Source organism: Streptomyces sp. NPDC005262 (assembly GCF_042872425.1).
In the GTDB taxonomy this organism is placed as follows: Bacteria; Actinomycetota; Actinomycetes; order Streptomycetales; family Streptomycetaceae; genus Streptomyces.
In genome coordinates, this window is sequence record NZ_JBIAKK010000002.1 from 901,486 (window position 1) to 922,105 (window position 20,620).

The 20,620-nt window shown below is 70.4% G+C and carries 14 protein-coding genes; 1 reads left to right on the plus strand and 13 read right to left on the minus strand.

Features of this window, described 5'->3' with window-relative positions; genetic code table 11:
• Nucleotides 1-50: 50 nt before the first annotated feature.
• The 3 genes from ACFYP5_RS09275 to ACFYP5_RS09285 form a co-directional block, all read right to left on the minus strand.
• Entirely contained in the window at nt 51-4,091 is a 4,041-nt protein-coding gene (locus ACFYP5_RS09275) for a ribonuclease E/G (RefSeq protein WP_389032565.1), read from the minus strand.
• A 232-nt stretch (nt 4,092-4,323) separates the two neighbouring features.
• Nucleotides 4,324-5,106, minus strand: coding sequence for a TIGR03936 family radical SAM-associated protein (locus tag ACFYP5_RS09280; RefSeq protein WP_389032568.1), 783 nt, complete (start codon nt 5,104-5,106; stop codon nt 4,324-4,326).
• Between the two features lie 123 nt (nt 5,107-5,229).
• A complete protein-coding gene (locus ACFYP5_RS09285) occupies nt 5,230-6,459 on the minus strand; it encodes a hypothetical protein (protein ID WP_389032571.1) in 1,230 nt (409 codons plus the stop codon).
• A gap of 570 nt (nt 6,460-7,029) precedes the next feature.
• Between ACFYP5_RS09285 and ACFYP5_RS09290 the strand changes: the two genes are divergently transcribed.
• Nucleotides 7,030-7,707, plus strand: a complete 678-nt coding sequence (locus ACFYP5_RS09290) for a GAP family protein (protein ID WP_389032574.1) — start codon at nt 7,030-7,032, stop codon at nt 7,705-7,707.
• An 80-nt stretch (nt 7,708-7,787) separates the two neighbouring features.
• Here the strand turns inward: ACFYP5_RS09290 and ACFYP5_RS09295 are convergent, their stop codons facing one another.
• The 10 genes from ACFYP5_RS09295 to ACFYP5_RS09340 all read right to left on the minus strand — a co-directional run bounded on the left by ACFYP5_RS09295 (nt 7,788) and on the right by ACFYP5_RS09340 (nt 20,494).
• Nucleotides 7,788-9,743, minus strand: coding sequence for a TIGR03960 family B12-binding radical SAM protein (locus ACFYP5_RS09295; protein WP_389032577.1), 1,956 nt, complete (start codon nt 9,741-9,743; stop codon nt 7,788-7,790).
• A gap of 50 nt (nt 9,744-9,793) precedes the next feature.
• On the minus strand, nt 9,794-11,335 hold the full coding sequence (locus ACFYP5_RS09300) for a CHAD domain-containing protein (protein ID WP_389032579.1): 1,542 nt from the start codon (nt 11,333-11,335) through the stop codon (nt 9,794-9,796).
• A 61-nt stretch (nt 11,336-11,396) separates the two neighbouring features.
• Nucleotides 11,397-12,587, minus strand: coding sequence for a rod shape-determining protein RodA (gene rodA / locus ACFYP5_RS09305; protein ID WP_389032582.1), 1,191 nt, complete (start codon nt 12,585-12,587; stop codon nt 11,397-11,399).
• Nucleotides 12,587-14,761 (minus strand): penicillin-binding protein 2, encoded by a 2,175-nt coding sequence (gene mrdA, locus ACFYP5_RS09310; protein WP_389032585.1) that lies wholly within the window; start codon nt 14,759-14,761, stop codon nt 12,587-12,589. The genes rodA and mrdA overlap by 1 nt, the downstream gene beginning before the upstream one ends.
• A gap of 61 nt (nt 14,762-14,822) precedes the next feature.
• Nucleotides 14,823-15,485, minus strand: coding sequence for a rod shape-determining protein MreD (gene mreD / locus ACFYP5_RS09315; RefSeq protein ID WP_355785160.1), 663 nt, complete (start codon nt 15,483-15,485; stop codon nt 14,823-14,825).
• An 11-nt stretch (nt 15,486-15,496) separates the two neighbouring features.
• Nucleotides 15,497-16,516: a rod shape-determining protein MreC gene (mreC, locus tag ACFYP5_RS09320; RefSeq protein WP_389032589.1), complete on the minus strand. Its 1,020-nt coding sequence runs from the start codon at nt 16,514-16,516 to the stop codon at nt 15,497-15,499.
• 108 nt (nt 16,517-16,624) lie between these two features.
• Nucleotides 16,625-17,644, minus strand: a complete 1,020-nt coding sequence (locus ACFYP5_RS09325; RefSeq protein WP_030970092.1) for a rod shape-determining protein — start codon at nt 17,642-17,644, stop codon at nt 16,625-16,627.
• Between the two features lie 292 nt (nt 17,645-17,936).
• Nucleotides 17,937-18,350, minus strand: a complete 414-nt coding sequence (ndk, locus tag ACFYP5_RS09330) for a nucleoside-diphosphate kinase (protein WP_037698740.1) — start codon at nt 18,348-18,350, stop codon at nt 17,937-17,939.
• A 274-nt stretch (nt 18,351-18,624) separates the two neighbouring features.
• Nucleotides 18,625-18,966 (minus strand): DUF4233 domain-containing protein, encoded by a 342-nt coding sequence (locus ACFYP5_RS09335; protein ID WP_389032592.1) that lies wholly within the window; start codon nt 18,964-18,966, stop codon nt 18,625-18,627.
• Nucleotides 18,967-18,970: 4 nt separating this feature from the next.
• Entirely contained in the window at nt 18,971-20,494 is a 1,524-nt protein-coding gene (locus ACFYP5_RS09340; RefSeq protein WP_389032595.1) for a bifunctional folylpolyglutamate synthase/dihydrofolate synthase, read from the minus strand.
• Between the last annotated feature and the right edge of the window lie 126 nt (nt 20,495-20,620).

Sequence of the window (20,620 nt, forward strand, 5' to 3'; positions counted from 1 at the left end):
CTGCAGAGGTCGGGCCTGGTCAGGCCCGACCTCTGAAAGGCCTGCGGCGACTACTGCTCCGCCGCCGCCGTCTTCTTCGCCGCCGCCTTCTTGGCCGTCGTCTTCTTCGCGACGGTCTTCTTGGCAGCCGTCTTCTTGGTGGCTGCCTTCTTGGCGGTGGCCTTCTTGGCGGTCTTGCGGGCCGTCTTCTTGGCCGGGGCCTCGACCTCTGCGGTCTCCGCGGCTTCCGGGGCAACGGCGGTGGCGTCGGCCGGGGCCGGTTCGGCCTCGGGCTTCGGCTCGGTGGAGCCCGTCACCACGACGACCTCCGCACCGTCCGCACCTGCGGGCGAGCCCGCGGGGGCGGTGACCTTGCGGGTCACCCGGCGCCGGGCACGCGGCGGGGCGGCCACCTCCTCGGGCGCGGCCTCGGCCACCGGGGCCTCGACCACCACGTCCTCGGCAGCAACCACGTCCGCCACGGGCAGCGGCGCCTCGACCGGCTCGGCCGCGGCCGGCGAGCCCGCCGGAGCGGTCGCCTTGCGGGTCGCCCGACGGCGGGTACGGCCCTGCGGAGCCTCGGCCACCGGGGTCTCGACGACCGGCACGGGCTCGGTCACCGGCTCCGGCTCCACGACCGGGGTGGGCTCCGGCGCCGTCCTCGGGGCACCGGCCGGGGCCGTTGCCTTGCGGGTCGCGCGCCGACGGCCACGGCCGCGCGAAGCGGCCGCCTCGGCCTCGGCCGGGCTGCTGTACAGCTCCTCGTCCGGTACGAACTCCGGCTCGGGAAGCGCCACCGGAGCGGCGACCTCGGCAGCCACCTCGGCCTCGGTCTCCGCCTCGGCCTCTACGTGCTCGTGCTCGACGAGGGCCTCGGGCTGCTCACCGGCGCTCCCGCGGCCGCGCTTCTTCGCACGCTTGCCGTTGCCGCCACCACCGACCGTGGTCGGCTGCTCCATGTGCACGATCACGCCGCGCCCGTTGCAGTGGACACAGGTCTCGGAGAAGGACTCCAGCAGACCCTGTCCCACCCGCTTGCGGGTCATCTGGACCAGGCCCAGCGAGGTGACCTCGGCGACCTGGTGCTTCGTACGGTCGCGACCCAGGCACTCCAGCAGACGCCGCAGCACCAGGTCCCGGTTGGACTCCAGGACCATGTCGATGAAGTCGATGACGACGATGCCGCCGAGGTCGCGCAGCCGCAGCTGACGCACGATCTCCTCGGCCGCCTCCAGGTTGTTCCTGGTGACGGTCTCCTCGAGGTTGCCGCCCTGACCGGTGAACTTGCCGGTGTTGACGTCGACGACGACCATCGCCTCGGTCTTGTCGATCACCAGCGAGCCGCCGCTGGGCAGCCAGACCTTGCGGTCCAGGGCCTTCATCAGCTGCTCGTCGATCCGGTAGGTCGCGAAGATGTCGACCTCGGAGGTCCACCTCGACAGACGGTCCGTCAGGTCGGGGGCGACGTGCGCGACGTAACCGTGGATGGTCTCCCACGCGTCGTCACCGCTGACGATGACCTTCGAGAAGTCCTCGTTGAAGATGTCGCGGACGACTCGGACCGTCATGTCCGGCTCGCCGTAGAGCAGCGTCGGCGCGTTGGCGCTGCCGTTGCTCTTCGACTTCTTCTGGATGTCCTCCCACTGCTGCTGCAGCCGCTCGACATCACGGCGCAGCTCGTCCTCGCTCGCACCCTCGGCGGCGGTGCGCACGATGACGCCCGCGTCCTCGGGGACGATCTTCTTGAGGATGGTCTTCAGCCGGGCGCGCTCCGTGTCGGGCAGCTTGCGGCTGATACCGGTCATCGAGCCCTCGGGCACATAGACCAGGTAGCGGCCGGGCAGCGAGACCTGGCTGGTCAGGCGGGCGCCCTTGTGACCGATCGGGTCCTTCGTCACCTGGACGAGGACGGACTGGCCGGACTTCAGCGCGGTCTCGATCCGGCGCGGCCCATGGGCCATGCCGAGCGCCTCGAAGTTGACCTCACCGGCATACAGGACGGCGTTGCGGCCCTTGCCGATGTCGACGAAGGCGGCCTCCATGGACGGCAGTACGTTCTGCACCTTGCCCAGGTAGACGTTGCCGACGTAGCTGGTGGCCTGCTCCTTGTTGACGTAGTGCTCGACGAGCACGTTGTCCTCGAGGACGCCGATCTGCGTGCGATCGCCGTTCTGACGGACGACCATGACGCGCTCGACGGCCTCGCGGCGGGCCAGGAACTCCGCCTCCGTGATGATCGGCACGCGACGGCGGCCCTGCTCACGGCCTTCGCGACGGCGTTGCTTCTTCGCCTCCATACGGGTCGAGCCCTTGATGGACTGGACCTCGTCGAAGCCGGTGCCGGGCTCGCGCTCGGCTTCCTTCTTCCGCGGCTCACGGACCTTGACGACCGTACGCTCCGGGTCGTCCGTACCGGCTTCGGCCTCGGGCGAGGCGTCACCGCTGCGACGACGGCGACGACGCCGGCGACGGCTGCTGCTGGAGCCGGAAGCGGACAGCTCGTGGTCCTCTTCGTCCTCCTCGTCCTCGTGGGCGCGCTCGTGCTCGTCCTCGGACGTGTCGGCGGCGTGCTCGTCGGCGTGCTGCTCCGCGGCTTCCTCCGCCTCGGTCGGCTCACCGCGGCGACGGCGACGGCCACCGCGACGGCGACGGCGCGAGGGCCGGTCCCCGTACTCGTCCGACTCCTCGCCCTCGTGCTCGGCCTCGCCTTCGGCCTCCAGCTCGTGCTCCTCCTCGGCCGGCTCCTCGGCCGGGGCGGCGGGGGCGGGCGTCCGCTCGGCGGCCGGCTCGGTCTCGGCGGCCTCACCGCGACGGCGGCGACGACGACGGGAGCCGGCCTGCGGCGCGGCCTCGGCGACGGGGGCCGCCTCGGCAGCGGCCTCGTCGGTCGCGGCGGTCTCCTCGACCGTCTCGATCTCTTCCTCGGCCTCGTCGTAGCGCGAGGGGGTGCCGGCGGCCGCAGCCGCGGCTGCGGCGGTCTCCGGGGTCTGGAACATCGGCTCGGCGAAGACCGGCGCCTGGAAGACGGCCACGGCCGGGCGCGTCGCGCGACGGCTCTTACGGGCGGGCTCCTCGACCTTTCCGGTGAACTCCGGCCTGCCCGCGGCGGCGGTCGCCCGCCGGCGCTGACGGCCACGCGGCGCGGCGCTCTCGGTGCTCTCGGCCGCCTCCTCCGGCTCGGCGGCCGGCTCCTCGGCTGCGGCGGCCTCGACCGGGGTCTCGGCGACGATCTCGACCGGGGCAGCGGCCTCGGCGGCCTGCGGCGCACCCGCCGGCGCGGTTGCCTTACGCACCGCACGGCGACGGCCACGCGGGGCCTCCGGCTCAGCAGCCTCCACGGCCGGTGCGGCCTCGGCGGCCGGTGCGGCCTCCACGGTCTCAGCGGTGCCGGCGTCGGCCGGCGTGGTCTGCGGCGTACCGGCCGGAGCGGATGCCCGGCGGCGGGTACGGCCACGGGGCGCCTCGGCCACGACGGGCTCGGCGACGGCGGGCTGTGCGGGCGCCTCGGTCTCGACGTCCGGGGTGGGCTCGATGACCTCCACGACCTCGACGGCCGCCGGCGCACCTGCCGGAGCAGTGGCCTTGCGGGACGCCCGGCGCCGCGTACGCGGCGCCTCAGCAGCCTCAGTGGTCTCAGCGGCCGGGGCGGTCTCGGTCTCGACGGCCTCGGTGGTCTTCTCGGCCTTCGGCGCACCCGCCGGAGCGGTCGCCTTACGGGTCGCCCGGCGCCGCGTACGCGGCGCCTCAGCGGCCTCGGGGGTCTCTGCTGCCGGGGCGGGCTCCGCGGTCTCTGCGGGGGCAGCGCTCGCGGAGGTCTCCACGACCTCCGCGGTCTCCGGCGCGCCCGCGGGAGCGGTCGCCTTGCGGACCGCACGGCGACGGGTACGCGCCGGCGGTGCGGCCTCCGCCTCGTCGGCGGCGACGGTGGTGTCGGACACTGCGGCGTCAACGGCCGGTATGGCCGGCGCCGCAGCCTCCGAGCCGGCGGCGCCCGACGGCGGGCCGGCCGGGCGGGAAGCGGCACGGCGCCTGCGGCGCGGCGGCAGCTTGTCCCCGGGGGTGTTGTTCTCTTCGTCGTTCCCGGCCGTGCCGGGCTCGTTCGGTTCGAGCATGCGGGCGGTTCTCCCGTCACGCTCCCGGGCGCCACGCCTGATTCCGGTCCGGCACGGTCCGCATGGGAACGCGGTACCGCCGTCCGGGGCGCGGGCGCCGCACGGGAGCTGAATGTCTGGCTCACCGGTTCCGTACGCGATGTACGCACGGCCTGGCGAAAGTCTTATGGGTCAAGCGCGCGGCCCGACCCAGGTGGCTCCCGAGTCCGAGGACTGCGCTACAACGACCGCCTTACGCGGAACCTGCACCTTCCGGCGCCGTCGCGACGGCGGTCCCGGTGGCCGTGGGTAGCACGGTCGGGGCTGCCTCGCGGTCGGGCGCGAGCGGGTCGGTCACCGTGCCGGACTCCTCGTCGAAGAGCCCCTGCGCCAGCCTGGTCACCGCTGCGGGGACCGGCGGCGCCAGGTCGGCCACAACGCGGAGACCGGACAGGACGTCGTCAGGTCGCACGGCAGGTGTCACGTGCCGAACAACCAGCCGCAGTATCGCACAGGCCTTGTCCCCCGGCCTATCAGCCTGGGGATCGACGGCCTCCAGGTCCGCGACAGCGGCGCGGGCGTCGAAGGTCCGCACGCCGTTCTTCGTGCGGCGCTGGACCTCGACGTTCTCGGCGCCGAGGAAACCGGCGACGGCCTTCTCGGCGTCCTCGAACGGGACCCCGTCGAGCCGCATCTCCCATACGGAGGCGGTCAGCCGCTCGGCGAGGCCCGACGTGCGGGCCTCCACGGCGTCCGTGATGTCGAGGCCGTCCGGGAGCGACGCGTCGAGCAGGTCGCGCAACGTGTCGGGGTCCCGCGCCTCGGTGAGGGCGATCTCCAGGAACTCGGCCTCGCTGCCCGTGCCGGTGGGTGCGGCATTGGCGTACGACACCTTGGGATGCGGGGTGAAGCCCGCCGAGTAGGCCATGGGCACCTCGGCGCGGCGCAGCGCCCGCTCGAAGGCACGCTGGAAGTCGCGGTGGCTGGTGAACCGGAGGCGGCCGCGCTTGGTGTAGCGCAGTCGGATGCGCTGCACTGCCGGTGCGGGCGGCGGGCCTTCGGGCTGTCGCTTGCCCAGTGGTTCTTCTCCTCGGTGCGGAGCGGACGCGGTGGCACGCCGCTCTCGAAATACGGGTGGCCCGGGGGTGTCCGCCCCGGCTCACCCCTGCTTTCGCAGGGAGATCTCTGGTTCGGGCGCCGCGCTGGGCACAGTCGTTGTACTACCCAGAGTACGCGCAAGGGGGGCCACCGGTTCCCGGGGCTCAGGGACCGGGCCCCCGCCGACCAGTGCCCGCCATGCGTCGCGGCGGGCCTGGCGCACGGTCTCGCGTGCGCTTTGCAGGGCGCCGCGGGCCGCGCGTCCCGCCTCTGCGGCGGCACGTCTCGCCGGGGCCCAGACCATGTCGCGTACGAAGTGTCCGACGGGCGTGCACACGGTGCGGTAGGTCCAGGCCACAGGGGCTCCGATGAGATGCCACGCCAGCCGGACGAGAGCGCGCCCGACGGCCCGCGAGAGAAACCCGGCGACGCGCCAGGCGACACCGATCGCGGCGGCGACCTCCCGGCCGGCCGGGGCGAGGGCCCGCCGCCAGAACCACCTCACGGGGGTCACGAGCACCGTCATGACCAGCCAGGCGACAGCTGCGCCCAGCCCCCGGGCCACCGCGGCGACACCGCTCGCCATCACGCCGGTCAGCCACGCGATGCCGTGGCCGAGCGGGGTGAGCAGTGCCCGGTACATCCAGGCCAGTGGCGCGACGATCAAGGTCCTCACCAGCCGGTCGATGGCGAGCGCGAGCGGCACCAGGAGGTACCTCCACGCACCGACCACCGGCCATACGAAGAGAGCGGTGAGTACCCACACCGTCACGGCGGCGACGCCCCGTCCGACGGGGGTGAGCAGGGTGCGGTACACGCGGCGCAGCCCGTGCCCGAGCGGGGTGAGGACCGACGCGTAGATCCGGACCGCCGGCACGACGACGCCGTACCGGACCACGGGCACGACCACGTACCGCCACAGCGTCACCCACGGCCACACGAAGACCGCCGTGCCCAGCCACCGCACGGACCGGCCGACCATGGCGGCCAGCCACCGCAGTCCGTGCCCCAGCGGGGTCAGGACCGACTCGTACAGCCGGACCAGCGGGATCACCACGAGGACCCGGCCCAGCCACGCCAGCGCGCGTCCCACGGGGCGCAGCAGTATCCGGTCAGCGGCGCGGGAGGCGGCGACGAGCGCGTCCCAGACCATCCGTACGGGCAGGACGATCACGAGCACCACGATCCGTACCGGAATCCTGATGAGCGTGGTCAGACAGCCGTCGCCGGACTCGTAGTGCGCGGGCGCCTGATGGTTGCCGTACACGCGGGGCTGCTTCTCCTGGTCCATGCCGGACAGGACGCGAAGACCAAGCCCCAGGTTTCCCTGGCCGGGTCTTCGTCATCGAGCTGTCACCCGAACCGTGACGTGCGGTGTCACCCTGATGGGGGTGGCCTTCGGGCCAATCGCCGCCGGACCCGCAACCGCTCGGCCCTTCCGGCCGCGAGGAGGGCAGCACCGGCGGTACGGCTGATCCGGCGTAGCGCCGTCGCCGCGTGCCCGACCGGGCACGTCGACTCGGCCGATGCAGTCCGCGCGCTCGGCAAGGTGTTCAAGCCGTGGAGCAGGAACCGGACTTGGCAAGGATCTGACCTCGGCCGTACCCGGTGGCGGATACCGGTGGCCAGGGCTGCCGCCGCACCCACTACAGATCACGACAGGCTCGGACTGAAGGGCCTGCCGTACCCCAGGGCTCAGCCCTCACCCGTTCGACGCCGGTACCGCGCCGCACAGCCGATGTAGTCCGACAATGTGCGGGAAGGGCGGAGGGACGGGTGGAACACACACCCCTTGGGTCATCTCCCCCGGCGTGCCACTCGCCCGCCTCGGGCAGCCCGATCCACCCTCGCGGAGGCCCCCTTGGGACACGCAGTAGGCGATGTGCTCGGCCTGGCGGCCGGTGTCGCGGTCAGCCCGCTTCCCATCGTCGCGATGATCCTGGTCCTTGCCACTCCGCGCGGCCGTCTCAACGGCCCTCTGCTGGCCGTCGGCTGGATCCTCGGGCTGGCGGTACTGGGGGCGATCATGCTGGTGGTCGGGGGCTCCGGCGGCGAGTCCACCGACAAGCACCCCGCCACCTGGGTAGGGGCACTGAAACTCGCTCTGGGTGTGTTGCTGGTCCTGTTCGGCGCCCGCCAGTGGCGTCGGCGCCCCACCGACGCCGCTCAGGCGCAACTACCGAAATGGATGGCCGCGATCGACCGCTTCACCCCGGTCAAGGTTCTCGCGCTGGGGCTGGCGCTGTCAGCGGCCAACGCCAAGAACGCACCCCTGACCATTGCCGCAGGAGCCTCGATCAGCTCTGCCGGAATCTCCGTGCCGCAGCAGATCTCGACACTCGCCGTCTTCGTCCTCATCGCGTCGGTGGGCGTGCTCGCGCCGCTGGGCGTCTACCTGCTCATGGGCGAACGGGCGAAGAACGTACTGGGCAACTGGCGCGACTGGGCCGTCCTGCACAACGTCGCGGTGCTGGCCGTCCTCTTCCTGGTTCTCGGGCTCAAGTTGGTCGGGGACGGCGTGAGCATCCTCGCCTCTTGAGGTGGCTGCCGGAGCGGCAGCCACCTCGTCCCCACTCGCCCCGCAGGGCACGACTCACCCGACCGAGTGCCTGGCTCGCCTCAGTGCGCGTGCCCGCTGGGAGCAGGCGCAGCGTTCTTGACCGCCAGCGGCAGCAACTTCTTGCCGGTCGGCCCGATTTGGATGGACGTATCCATCTGCGGACACACGCCGCAGTCGAAGCACGGGGTCCAGCGGCAGTCCTCGACCTCGGTCTCGTCGAGCGAGTCCTGCCAGTCCTCCCAGAGCCAGTCCTTGTCGAGACCGGAGTCCAGGTGGTCCCAGGGCAGGACCTCCTCGTACGTGCGCTCACGGGTGGTGTACCAGTCGACGTCCACCCCGAACCCGGGGAGCGTCTTCTCGGCGCACGCCATCCAGCGGTCGTACGAGAAGTGCTCGCGCCAGCCGTCGAAGCGGCCGCCGGCCTCGTAGACGGCGCGGATGACGGAGCCGATGCGGCGGTCGCCGCGCGAGAGCAGGCCCTCGACGATGCCGGGCTTGCCGTCGTGGTAGCGGAAGCCGATCGAGCGGCCGTACTTCTTGTCGCCGCGGATCTTGTCGCGCAGCTTCTCCAGACGGGCGTCGGTCTCCTCGGCACTGAGCTGCGGGGCCCACTGGAACGGGGTGTGCGGCTTGGGTACGAAGCCGCCGATGGAGACGGTGCAGCGGATGTCGTTCTGCCCGGAGACCTCACGGCCCTTGGCGATGACGTTGACCGCCATGTCGCCGATCTGGAGGACGTCCTCGTCGGTCTCGGTGGGCAGGCCGCACATGAAGTACAGCTTCACCTGGCGCCAGCCGTTGCCGTACGCGGTGGAGACGGTCCGGATGAGGTCCTCTTCCGAGACCATCTTGTTGATGACCTTACGCATGCGCTCGGAGCCGCCCTCGGGGGCGAACGTGAGGCCCGAACGGCGGCCGTTGCGGGTCAGCTCGTTGGCCAGGTCGACGTTGAACGCGTCGACGCGGGTGGAGGGCAGCGAGAGGCCGATCTTGTCGTCGGTGTACCTGTCGGCGAGGCCCTTGGCGATCTCGCCGATCTCGGTGTGGTCCGCGGAGGACAGGGACAGCAGGCCGACCTCCTCGAAGCCGGTCGCCTTGAGACCCTTCTCGACCATGTCGCCGATGCCGGTGATGCTTCGCTCCCGCACGGGGCGCGTGATCATGCCGGCCTGGCAGAAACGGCAGCCGCGGGTGCAGCCGCGGAAGATCTCGACGGACATCCGCTCGTGGACGGTCTCGGCGAGGGGGACCAGGGGCTGCTTCGGGTACGGCCACTCGTCGAGGTCCATGACGGTGTGCTTGGAGACCCGCCACGGCACGCCCGACTTGTTCGGCACGACGCGGCCGATGCGGCCGTCCGGGAGGTACTCGACGTCGTAGAACCTCGGTACGTAGACGCCACCGGTCTTCGCGAGCCGGAAAAGCACCTCCTCGCGCCCACCGGGGCGGCCCTCGGCCTTCCAGCCGCGGATGATCTCGGTGATCTCCAGGACCGCCTGCTCGCCGTCGCCGATGACCGCGCAGTCGATGAACTCCGCGATCGGCTCGGGGTTGAAAGCGGCGTGGCCGCCCGCGAGGACGATCGGGTCGTTGAGGCCGCGGTCCCGGGCGTCGAGCGGGATGCCCGCGAGGTCCAGGGCGGTGAGCATGTTGGTGTAGCCGAGCTCGGTGGAGAAGCTCAGCCCGAAGACGTCGAACGCCTTCACCGGGCGGTGGCTGTCCACGGTGAACTGCGGGACCTTGTGCTCGCGCATCAGCTCTTCGAGGTCCGGCCAGACGCTGTACGTGCGCTCGGCCATGACGCCGTCGCGCTCGTTGAGTACCTCGTACAGGATCATGACGCCCTGGTTGGGCAGTCCGACCTCGTACGCGTCCGGGTACATCAGCGCCCAGCGGACGTCACACTCGTCCCACGGCTTGACGGTGGAGTTCAGCTCACCGCCGACGTACTGGATGGGCTTCTGCACATGCGGGAGCAGAGCTTCGAGCTGTGGGAAGACCGATTCGACAGACATCGCGAACTTTCGAGAGCCGGCAGGGGTGACCATCCAGCGTACCCCGGCGCTCAGCCTTCCAGCGCCGCCCGCAATTTCGGCCGGGACGCCCGCTCCCACACCTCGGGAAGCTCCTGTTCGCGGGCGGCGGCGGTCGCCTCCTCGTGCCCGTACAGCAGTCCCCAGGTGAATGCGGTCTCCCCCGCGGCGTGCGCCTGGGCGGCCAGTGTGCGCAGGGCGTCGCGGGCGACGACGCTGTCCTGGTGGTCGCCGAGCACGCTCTGCACGGCCTTCATCCGCCGGGCGAACTTCTTGGCAGGACGGCCCAGCGCGGCGGTCGCCGCCTCACCCGCGTACCGGGCGCGTTTCGCCGCCTTGCGGGCGTTGTGCATGGCGAGGTCGCGTTCGGGGCCGGGCCGGAGTTCCAGGGCGTGGCCGATACGGGTAGCGAGGCGCTCGTAGTCCCGCAGCACGGCGCGGGGCAGTGCGTCCTCGGGGGCGTGGGCCGCGGCGGGCAGCAGCGGCGGCTCGGCCTGGAGCGCGTCGAGGCTGTCCAGGAGGGCCAGGTAGCGCTTCCCGTCGAGTACGCCGACGGTCCGGCGCCGGGAGCCGTGCCGGCGGGCCACGGACCAGATCCGGAGCCGGCTGCGGACGGGGCCGAGGATCAGGGTGCCGGGCAGTTCGGCGATCCGGGCGCGCAGGCGTTCGTCGAGGACCTCCTGGTCGCGGTCGATTCCGAGCTCGGCCGCCAGCCATTTGAGCTCGACGCCGACGGGGTCGGTGACGGTGCGGCCCAGGATCTTCCGGTATGTCCTGAAGGCGCTGCGCAGTCTGCGGGTGGCGACCCGCATCTGGTGCACGGAGTCGGGGAGGTCGCGGCGTACTGCGGGGTCGAGGGCGACGACGGCGGTGATCTGGTCGCGTACGTAGGCCATGACGTGGTCGCCCGCCGTCCGGGGCCGTGGGGCGGTCTTCTTCGCGGTGCGCTGCTTCTTCGGGGCCGTCTTGCTTCCCGGGGCTGTCTCGGCGAGGGCCCGGGCCAGTTTGGAGGCCGATGCGGACGGCCTCACGCCGGCCTTGCGGAGCCGGTGTTCGACGGCGTCGAGGAAGGCGGGGTCGCCGTCGTCGGCGAGTTCGACCTCGATCTCGGTCCATGTCGCCGTGCCACTGCCGCCCGCGAGCCGGACGGCCCGGACCTCGTCGACGCTGAGTTCGGCGAGAAGCGATCCGTCGGGGCCGAGCAGATGGTGGACGTCGCGGGAGGAGAGCAGCCGGACGACGGGGACGAGTTCCGTCTCCCTGACCCGGGAGCGCAGCAGTGCGGCGAGGCTGCCCGGGAGGGTGTCGGAGAGCGGGGCCCGGATCTCGTCGCGGATGCCGGAGGCGACGGGAAATTTGAGGTGCCAGCCCGCGTCGTCACCACCGGTGCGGCGACGCAGGGTGAGTGAGTCGGCGGCGAGCCGCTGGTCCTCGGTGTCGTAGTAGACGGCGTCGAGTTCCATGACGCCGCGGTGGTCCACGGCCGCGACCCCGGCCACCTGGGTGAGCTCGGGGAGCCGGGTTTCGACGGTGGCTTCGTACTTCCGCTCGATTTCGCGCTTCGAGTCCGCCATGCACCGAATCTAGACGCGTTTGCCGCCGTCCGGCAGGGGGCCCGGCGGATGGGTCACCTGCTCAGGCCGTTATCGGCCGCTGCATCTTGATCGACTGGAGGAGTCCGATGGCCACCCAGACGGCGAACATGGACGACCCTCCGTACGACACGAAGGGCAGGGGGAGCCCGGCGACGGGCATGATGCCGAGCGTCATGCCGATGTTCTCGAACGCCTGGAAGGCGAACCAGGCGATGATTCCGGCGGCGACGATCGTGCCGTACAGCTCGGTGGTCTCGCGGGCGATCCGGCAGGCGCGCCACAGCACGATGCCGAGGAGGACGAGGATGAGTCCGGCGCCGAGGAAGCCGAGCTCTTCGCCCGCGACAGTGAAGACGAAGTCGGTCTGCTGCTCGGGGACGAACTGGCCGGTGGTCTGGGTGCCCTGGAAGAGGCCGGTGCCGGTGAGGCCGCCGGAGCCGATCGCGATGCGGGCCTGGTTGGTGTTGTAGCCGACGCCCGCCGGGTCGAGTGCCGGGTTGGCGAAGGCGGCGAAGCGGGCGATCTGGTAGTCGTCGAGCAGGCCGAGCTGCCAGACGGCGACGGCTCCGGCGATGCCGGCGCCGAGGAGGCCGAAGATCCAGCGGTTCGACGCCCCGGAGGCGAGGAGCACGCCGAGCACGATGACGGCCATGACCATGACGGAGCCGAGGTCCGGCATGCCCATGACGATCACCATCGGGAGGAGCGCGAGGCCCAGCGCCTTGGCGACGGTCCGGTGGTCGGGATGCACCTGGTCGCCCGCGTCGACGCGGGCGGCGAGGATCATCGCCATGACGAGGATGATCGTGATCTTGGTGAATTCGGACGGCTGCAGGGAGAAGCCGCCGCCGATGATGATCCAGGCGTGCGCGCCGTTGACGGTGGCGCCTAGCGGGGTGAGCACGGCGAGAACCAGGAGCACCGAGAGGCCGTAGAGGATCGGGACGGCACCGCGCAGGGTGCGGTGGCCGAGCCAGATCGTGCCGACCATCAGGGCGAATCCGATGCCGGTGTTGAGGGCGTGCCGGAGCAGGAAGTAGTACGGGTCGCCATGGGTGAGGGCGTCGCGGCCGCGGGTCGCGGAGTAGACCAGGGCGGAGCCGATGAGGGAGAGCGCGATGGCGGATCCGAGAAGCGGCCAGTCGAGCCGGCGTACGACGGAGTCGCGGGCGGTGAGCCGGCCCCAGGCGGACCGCTTGGGGGCGTACCGGGAGACGGAGAAGCCGGACATCAGTCGCGCCTCCCGAGCACCGCGGCGAGTGTCTGCTCCGCCGGGACCTTCTGCGAGTCCGGGTCATAGGGCTTGACCGTCGGAGCGTCGATCGAGCCGTCGTGCTGGATCTTGGGCAGGGACTTCTGCGGGTGGGGCAGCAGCGCCTTCTTGAGGTCCTGCTTGCCGGAGTCGTCGAGCCCGTAGAGCGCGTCGTAGATGTTGCGGACGGCAGGCCCGGACGCGCCGGATCCCGTACCACCCTGGGAGATCGTCATGACGATCGAGTAGTCCTTGGTGTACGTGGCGAACCACGAGGTCGTCTGCTTGCCGTAGACCTCGGCCGTGCCCGTCTTGGCGTGCATCGGGATCTTGTCCTGCGGCCAGCCGCCGAACCTCCAGGCGGCGGTACCACGGGTCGCGACGCCCGCCAGCGCCCCCTCCATCTCCTTCAGGGTCTTGGCGCTGACCGGCAGCTTGCCGTGCGACTTGGGCCCGATCATGCTGACCTGCTTGCCGTCGGGGCTGACGATCGCCTTGCCGACGGTCGGGTCGTAGAGCGTGCCGCCGTTGCTGAGGGCGGCGTAGATGGTCGCCATCTGGATCGGGGTGACGAGGGTGTCGCCCTGGCCGATGGAGTAGTTGATCGAGTCATAGGCGTGCAGCTTCATGCCCTCGAGGCAGTTCTCGTGGGCGAGCACGGTGTTGAAGTCCTTCTTCTTGGGCCACTTCTTGGCCTGTTCGCACCAGGTGTCCTTGTTGGCCTTCCAGAAGTCCTTCTTCCACTGGCGGTCGGGGACACGGCCGGTGACCTCGTTGGGGAGGTCGATGCCGGTCTCCTTGCCGAGGCCGAACTGGTGGGCGGTCTTGAAGAACCAGTCCTTGGTGTTCTTCTTGGGCTTCATCCCGCCGTCCTTCTGCCACTGCTGGTAGCCGAGGGCGTAGAAGACGGTGTCGCAGGAGACCTCGAGTGCCTGGCCCAAGGTGATCGGGCCGTGGCTCTGCGATTCGAAGTTCTGGTAGGTGTGGCCCTCGGCGGTGTACGAGCTGCCGCAGGTGTAGTGGCCGTCGAACGGGTAGCCCGCCTGGATGGAGGCCGCGGTCGAGACGACCTTGAAGATCGAGCCCGGTGCGGCCTGGCCCTGGATGCCCCGGTTGAGCAGCGGGTAGTTGGACTTCTTGCTGGTCATCCGGGCGTAGTCCTTGCCCGAGATACCGCCGACCCAGGCGTTGGGGTCGTAGTCGGGCAGGGAGGCCATCGCGACGACGCGGCCGGTCTTGGCTTCCATGACGACGACGGCACCGGAGTCCGCCTTGTAGTTCTCGTTGGTGTTCTTGTCGAACTGGGTGCGGGCGACCTTCATCGCGTCGTTCAGCTCGTACTCCGCGACGGCCTGGACCCGGGCGTCGATGGACGTGACGACGCTCGATCCGGGCTCGGCCTTGTCGTCCTTCGCCTGGCCGATGACCCGGCCGAGGTTGTCGACCTCGTAGCGGGTGACGCCGGCCTTGCCGCGCAGTTCCTTGTCGTACGTACGCTCCAGGCCGGAGCGGCCGACCTGGTCGGAGCGGAGGTACGGCGAGTCGGTGTCCTTGGCCTTGGTGATCTCTTCGTCGGTGACGGGAGAGAGATAGCCGAGAACCTGGGCGCTGTTGGCCTTGCCGGGTGCGGCGTAGCGGCGTACGGCGGTGGGTTCGGCTGTGATGCCGGGGAAGTCCTCGGCACGTTCGCGGATCTGGAGGGCCTGCTGGGTGGTGGCCTCGTCGGTGACCGGGATCGGCTGGTACGGCGAACCGTTCCAGCACGGCTGCGGCGTCTTCGCGTCGCAGAGCCGGATCTTGTCGAAGACGTCCTTCGGCTTCATGCCGAGCACATCGGCGAGCCGTGTCAGGACGCCCTTGCCGTCGTCGTCCATCTTCATCAGATCGGTGCGGTCGGCGGAGACGACGAGGCGGGTCTCGTTGTCGGCGAGGGGCACTCCCCGCGCGTCGAGGATGGAGCCGCGGACCGCAGGCTGGACGACCTGCTGGACGTGGTTGTTCTTCGCCTCGTCGGTGTACTCCTGGCCGTTGCGGATCTGGAGGTACCAGAGGCGGCCGCCCAGCGTCAGCAGCAGGGAGAAGACGAGGACCTGGATGATGATGAGCCGGATCTGGACCCGCTGGGTCCGGCCCGTCTCCGGAATGTTGCTCACGGGGCGCCCCCGGTAGTGGTCGGGCCGGCGGTCCGGGGGGTCTCCCCGGCGAGGTTCAGCCTCACAGTCGCTTGACTCCCTTGATCCGTCCGGCCCGTGCCGCTCGGCTGCGGGCTGCCTTCAGACGCAGTCCGCCGCGCGGGCCGCCGATCCTGAGTCCGGTGCCGGAGGAGAGCCAGCCCGCGGCCATGTCGCCGCCGCTGGAGGACTCGGAGAGCGGGTCGTTCTCGGTGCGTCTGGCGAGCGCCATGATCAGTGGAACGGTGAACGGCGCGAGGAGCAGATCGTAGACCGCTGCGGTGAACAGCAGGCTGCCGAGGCCGACATGGCGGGCGGCGGTGTCCCCGACGAGGGCGCCGACGAGGGCATACAGCAGGGTCGATCCGATGGCTGCCGCCACGACGGCGGCCATCGGGACGAACGCGGACTTGAACCGGCCGTTGTCCGGCCGGACAAGTCCGGCGCAGTAGCCGATGACGCAGAGGACCAGGGCGTACCTTCCGGCGGCGTGGTCGGCGGGCGGTGCCAGGTCGGCGAGGAGTCCCGCGCCGAAACCGATCAGGGCGCCGGCGACATGTCCGTACACGAAGGCCAGACCGAGGACGACGAGGAGCAGCAGATCGGGGACGGCTCCGGGGAGCTGCAGACGGGCGAGTACGGACACCTGGACGACGAGGGCGATCACGACCAGGGCGGTGGAGAGCAGAGTCCGGTTGAAGCGCATGGGGATCAGCTCTACCTCTGCTCGTTGACCGTGTTGCCGGTGGATCCGGTGGGGCTCGGACTCCCGCTGGGGGTCCCGTTGACGTTCCCGACCACCTTGCCGTTGGTGTCGACGATGTCGCCGTTGGGCGAGATCGTGACGGTGACCGTCGGGGTGGGCTTCGGCTTCTCGGCCTTCTTCGGCAGGACCATGTCGCGGGGGTCCTCGCGCGGTGCCTGGACGACGACGCCGACGATGTCGAGCTTGCTGAAGGAGGCGTACGGGCGGACGTAGACGGTACGGGTGAGGTCACCGCCCGACGGGTCGACGCGGACGACCTCACCGACCGGGACGCCCGGCACGAACGGCTTGCCCTTGCTGGAGCCGAAGGTGACCAGCCGGTCGCCCTTCTTCACCTTGGCCTTGCCGTTGAGGAACTGGACGGACAGCGGACGGTCGCCCTGGCCGGTGGCGAAGCCGAGTTCGTCGGTCTTCTCCATCCGGGTGCCGACGGTGAAGTCGGGGTCGTTGGCGAGGAGCACGGTCGCGGTGCCGGGGCCGACGGTGGTGACCCGGCCGACGAGCCCGTCGCCGTTGATGACGGTCATGTCGCGCTTGATGCCGTCGTCGGAACCGGCGTCGATGGTGACGGTCCAGGAGAAGCCCTGGGCCGCTCCTATGGCGATGACTTCGGCAGCCTTGATGCCGTACTGCCCGGCGGACGACTTCTTCAGCAGCTTGTCGAGTTCGCGGACCCGGTTGCGGTTGCGGTCGTCGCTGCCGAGCTTCGCCTTCAGCGCGGCGTTCTGCTGTTCCAGGACGGCGATCCGGTCGTGTCGTGCACCGGATGCACGGATCGCCCCTATGGCGTTGCCCACCGGATCGACGGCTGCCGCGACGCCTTTCTCGACCGGCCCGAAGGCCGTTGCGGCGGCCTGCCGGGCGCCGTCCACCGGTGACTCCTCGCCGCCGCGGATGTCCACCGTAATCAGTGCGAATGCGATGGCGATCAGCAGCACCAGGAGCAGCCGGCTCTCTCGTGTGTCCCTCACGTGCGGCGGCCGTGCCTTCCTCGTCGGAATGTTCGTGCCTGTATATCAACGATCCGCCGTACGGGCGGCTGCGCCCGTACGGCGGACCGCTGTGGTGTCGACCCGGTATTACCTGCGGGGCTGGGCGTCCAGCACCTGCTGGAGCGCCTCGAACTCCTCGACACACTTGCCGGATCCGAGCGCCACGGAGTCCAGCGGGTCCTCGGCGATATGGATCGGCATGCCTGTCTCGTGGCGCAGCCGCTCGTCCAGTCCGCGCAGCAGCGCACCGCCGCCGGTGAGGACGATGCCGCGGTCCATGACGTCACCGGACAGCTCCGGCGGGCACTTGTCGAGCGTCGTCTTCACGGCGTCGACGATCGCGTTGACCGGCTCCTCGATGGCCTTGCGGACCTCGGCTGCGGAGATGACCACGGTCTTGGGCAGTCCGGAGACCAGGTCGCGACCGCGGATCTCGGTGTGCTCGTCCTTGTCGATCTCGTACGCCGAGCCAATGGTGATCTTGATCTGCTCGGCGGTCCGCTCACCGAGGAGGAGCGAGTACTCCTTCTTGATGTGCTGGATGATCGCGTTGTCCAACTCGTCGCCGGCGACCCGGATCGACTGGGCAGTGACGATTCCGCCGAGCGAGATGACCGCGACCTCGGTGGTGCCGCCACCGATGTCGACGACCATGTTGCCGGTGGCCTCGTGGACCGGGAGGCCCGAGCCGATGGCCGCGGCCATCGGCTCCTCGATGATGTGCACCTGACGCGCGCCGGCCTGCGTCGACGCCTCGATGACGGCGCGTCGCTCGACCCCGGTGATGCCGGAGGGCACGCAGACGACGACCCGCGGTCGGGCCAGGTAGCGGCGCTTGTGGATCTTCAGGATGAAGTAGCGGAGCATCCGCTCCGTGATCTCGAAGTCGGCGATCACGCCGTCCTTCAGGGGGCGCACGGCAACGATGTTGCCCGGCGTCCGCCCGATCATCTTCTTGGCCTCGGAGCCGACCGCCAGGATGCCGCCGGTGTTGGTGTTGATGGCCACGACGGACGGCTCGTTCAGAACGATGCCGCGCCCCCTGACGTACACCAGCGTGTTGGCAGTCCCGAGGTCGATAGCCATGTCACGGCCGATGAACGACATTGAGTTCCCCTTGTTCCCCATGAGGATGCGTCGGGCCTTCCCAAGAAAGCGATGGTGGCTTGTTTTTGGTAGGCGAAGTGAGCGCTGCGGGCGTGGAAGATTCCATCGTAGTGCCGTATGCACGGACACCGCGCGAGGGGCCTTCGCCAGTGTGGGCGGAACGGGTGGCCGTTCCACTCATGGTGACGCTACGTCGGAGGGATGCGTTCCCCCGATCGGCGGTCATATGCCGAAGGGCGACCGAATTACTTCGGTCGCCCCAGGTCATCAGCGCTGTTCGGCTGATCCGAGGTCAGGAAAGTCCCGGAAAGAACAGCTTCAGTTCTCGCTCTGCGGACTCCTCGGAGTCCGAGGCGTGGATGAGGTTCTCGCGGGTGATCGTCCCGAAGTCGCCACGGATCGATCCGGGCGCGGCGGCGATCGGGTCGGTCGGACCGGCCAGGGCGCGGACGCCCTCGATGACCCGCTCACCCTCGGCGACCAGAACGACGACCGGGCCGGACTGCATGAACTCGACGAGCGGCTCGTAGAACGGACGCCCGACGTGCTCCGCGTAGTGCTGCTCCAGGGTCGCACGGTCCAGCGTGCGCAGCTCCAGCGCGGTGACCTGCCAGCCGGCCTTGCGCTCGATCCGGCCGACGATCTCGCCGATCAGCCCACGCCGGACGGCGTCGGGCTTGAGAAGGACGAGGGTGCGCTGAGTCATGTGCGGGCTCCTTGAAGGCATGCGGGTGCGGTGAGGCGAGATTACAGGGCTGCGCGGACGGGCCGGTGGCCGGGTTTGCCCGCCGCCACGGGCTTCACCGGGCCGCGGGCCCCAAGGGCTGTCCCGTGATCCCTGGCGGGCGCACGACGACAGCTACGGCACCTCGGTGCGTTGTCGGGGCGCCCGGATACGTTCAGTACGAGGACATCTTCCGCCTTGCGATGCACCGCATCTGACGCCGCGCGCTGATCCACCAGGGATTACGGGACGGCCGTCAGCCGGTGGCTTCCTGCGCCGCCCAGCGGGCCTTGGCCTCATCGATCTTGCGGCCGTAGTGCACCGAGGCCCACCACAGGGCGCCGAAGAGCAGACCGAGGATGTACATCATCGGGATGAAGAACCCGCCGGCGACCAGCGCGATCTGCAGCGCCCAGCCGAGCTGTACGCCACCCGGCCGGGTGATCACTCCGCAGAGCAGGACGGACAGCAGCATGCCGATGCCGCAGACCGTCCAGACGGTGGCGTTCGACAGGTCGTCGGACTTCATGGCGACGAGTCCGGCGAAGCCGATCACGAAGAACTCGCCGATCAGCGTCGATGCACAGAGCGTACGCACAGGGTCAGTGCCTTCCCAGAAGCAGCCGGGCCTCGCCGACCGTGATCACAGAACCGGTGACGAGGACGCCGGCGCCCGCGTACTCGTTCTCCTCCTCGGCGAGGGTGATCGCCGCCTCCAAGGCGTCGTCGAGGCGCGGCTCGACCTGGACGCGGTCGCCGCCGAAGACCTCGACCGCGACGGCGGCCAGTGCGTCGGCGTTCATCGCGCGGGCAGTGGAGTTCTGTGTGATGACGACCTCGGCGAAGATCGGCTCGAAGGCTTCGAGGAGCCCCCGCACGTCCTTGTCGTCGCTGGCGCCGACCACACCGATCAGCCGGGAGAACCCGAATGCCTCGGACAGCCCGTCGGCGGTGGCGTGGGCACCCGCCGGGTTGTGGGCGGCGTCCAGGACGACGGTCGGACTGCTCCGTACGACTTCGAGGCGGCCGGGCGAGCGCACCGAGGCGAAGGCCCGGCGGATCGTGTCGTGGTCGAGCGAGCCGGGCTGCTCGGCACCGATGCCGAAGAACGCCTCGACCGCGGAGAGCGCCACCGCCGCGTTGTGCGCCTGGTGGGCGCCGTACAGCGGGAGGAAGATCTCCTCGTATTCACCACCGAGGCCACGCAGGGTCAGCAGCTGCCCGCCGACCGCGATCTCGCGGGAGACGATGCCGAACTCCATGCCCTCGCGGGCGACCGTGGCGTCGACCTCCACGGCCTTCTTCAGCATCACCTGGGCGGCGTCGACCGGCTGCTGCGCCAGGATGACCGTGGCGTCCTGCTTGATGACTCCGGCCTTCTCACCGGCGATCTCGGCGGGCGTGGTGCCGAGCCGGTCGGTGTGGTCCAGCGAGATGGGGGTGACGACGGCGACCGAGGCGTCGATCACGTTCGTCGCGTCCCAGCTGCCGCCCATGCCGACCTCGACGACCGCGACATCGACCGGCGCGTCGGCGAAGGCCGCGTACGCCATGCCGGTCAGCACCTCGAAGAAGGAGAGCCGGTACGGCTGCTGGGCGTCGACCATCTCGACGTACGGCTTGATGTCCTGGTACGTCTCGATGAACCGCTCGGGGTCCATCGGCGAGCCGTCCAGGCTGATCCGCTCGGTGATCGACTGGACGTGCGGCGAGGTGTAGCGGCCGGTGCGCAGGTCGAAGGCGCCGAGCAGCGCCTCGATCATGCGGGCCGTGCTCGTCTTGCCATTGGTGCCGGTGATGTGGATCGAGGGGTACGCACGCTGCGGCTCGCCGAGCACGTCCATCAGTGCGGCGATGCGCGCCACCGAGGGTTCGAGTTTGGTCTCGCCCCAGCGGCCGGCGAGCTCCTGCTCCACCGCGCGCAGCGCCTTGTCCACCTCCGGGTCGGCGGGGCGGGCGGGGACCTCGTCGCCCGGGACCGGTCCCGAGGCGGTGCGCAGGGTGCGGCTGCCGGCCTCGATCACCGCCAGGTCGGGGTCGCGTTGGGTCGCTTCGTCGACGATCTCCGCGAAGGTGTCGTCGGACTCGGACGCGTCGTGCCGGTCGGAAGGGCGGGGCTCACTCACGGGGCCCAGTCTACGGACCGGGACGGACATCCGGCGCAGCGCCCGGGCAATGGGCACGAATGGCGCCCGTACGGCGAAACCCCCGTGCTCCTGGTCGGTCAGGGGCACGGGGGCTTCACACTCAGG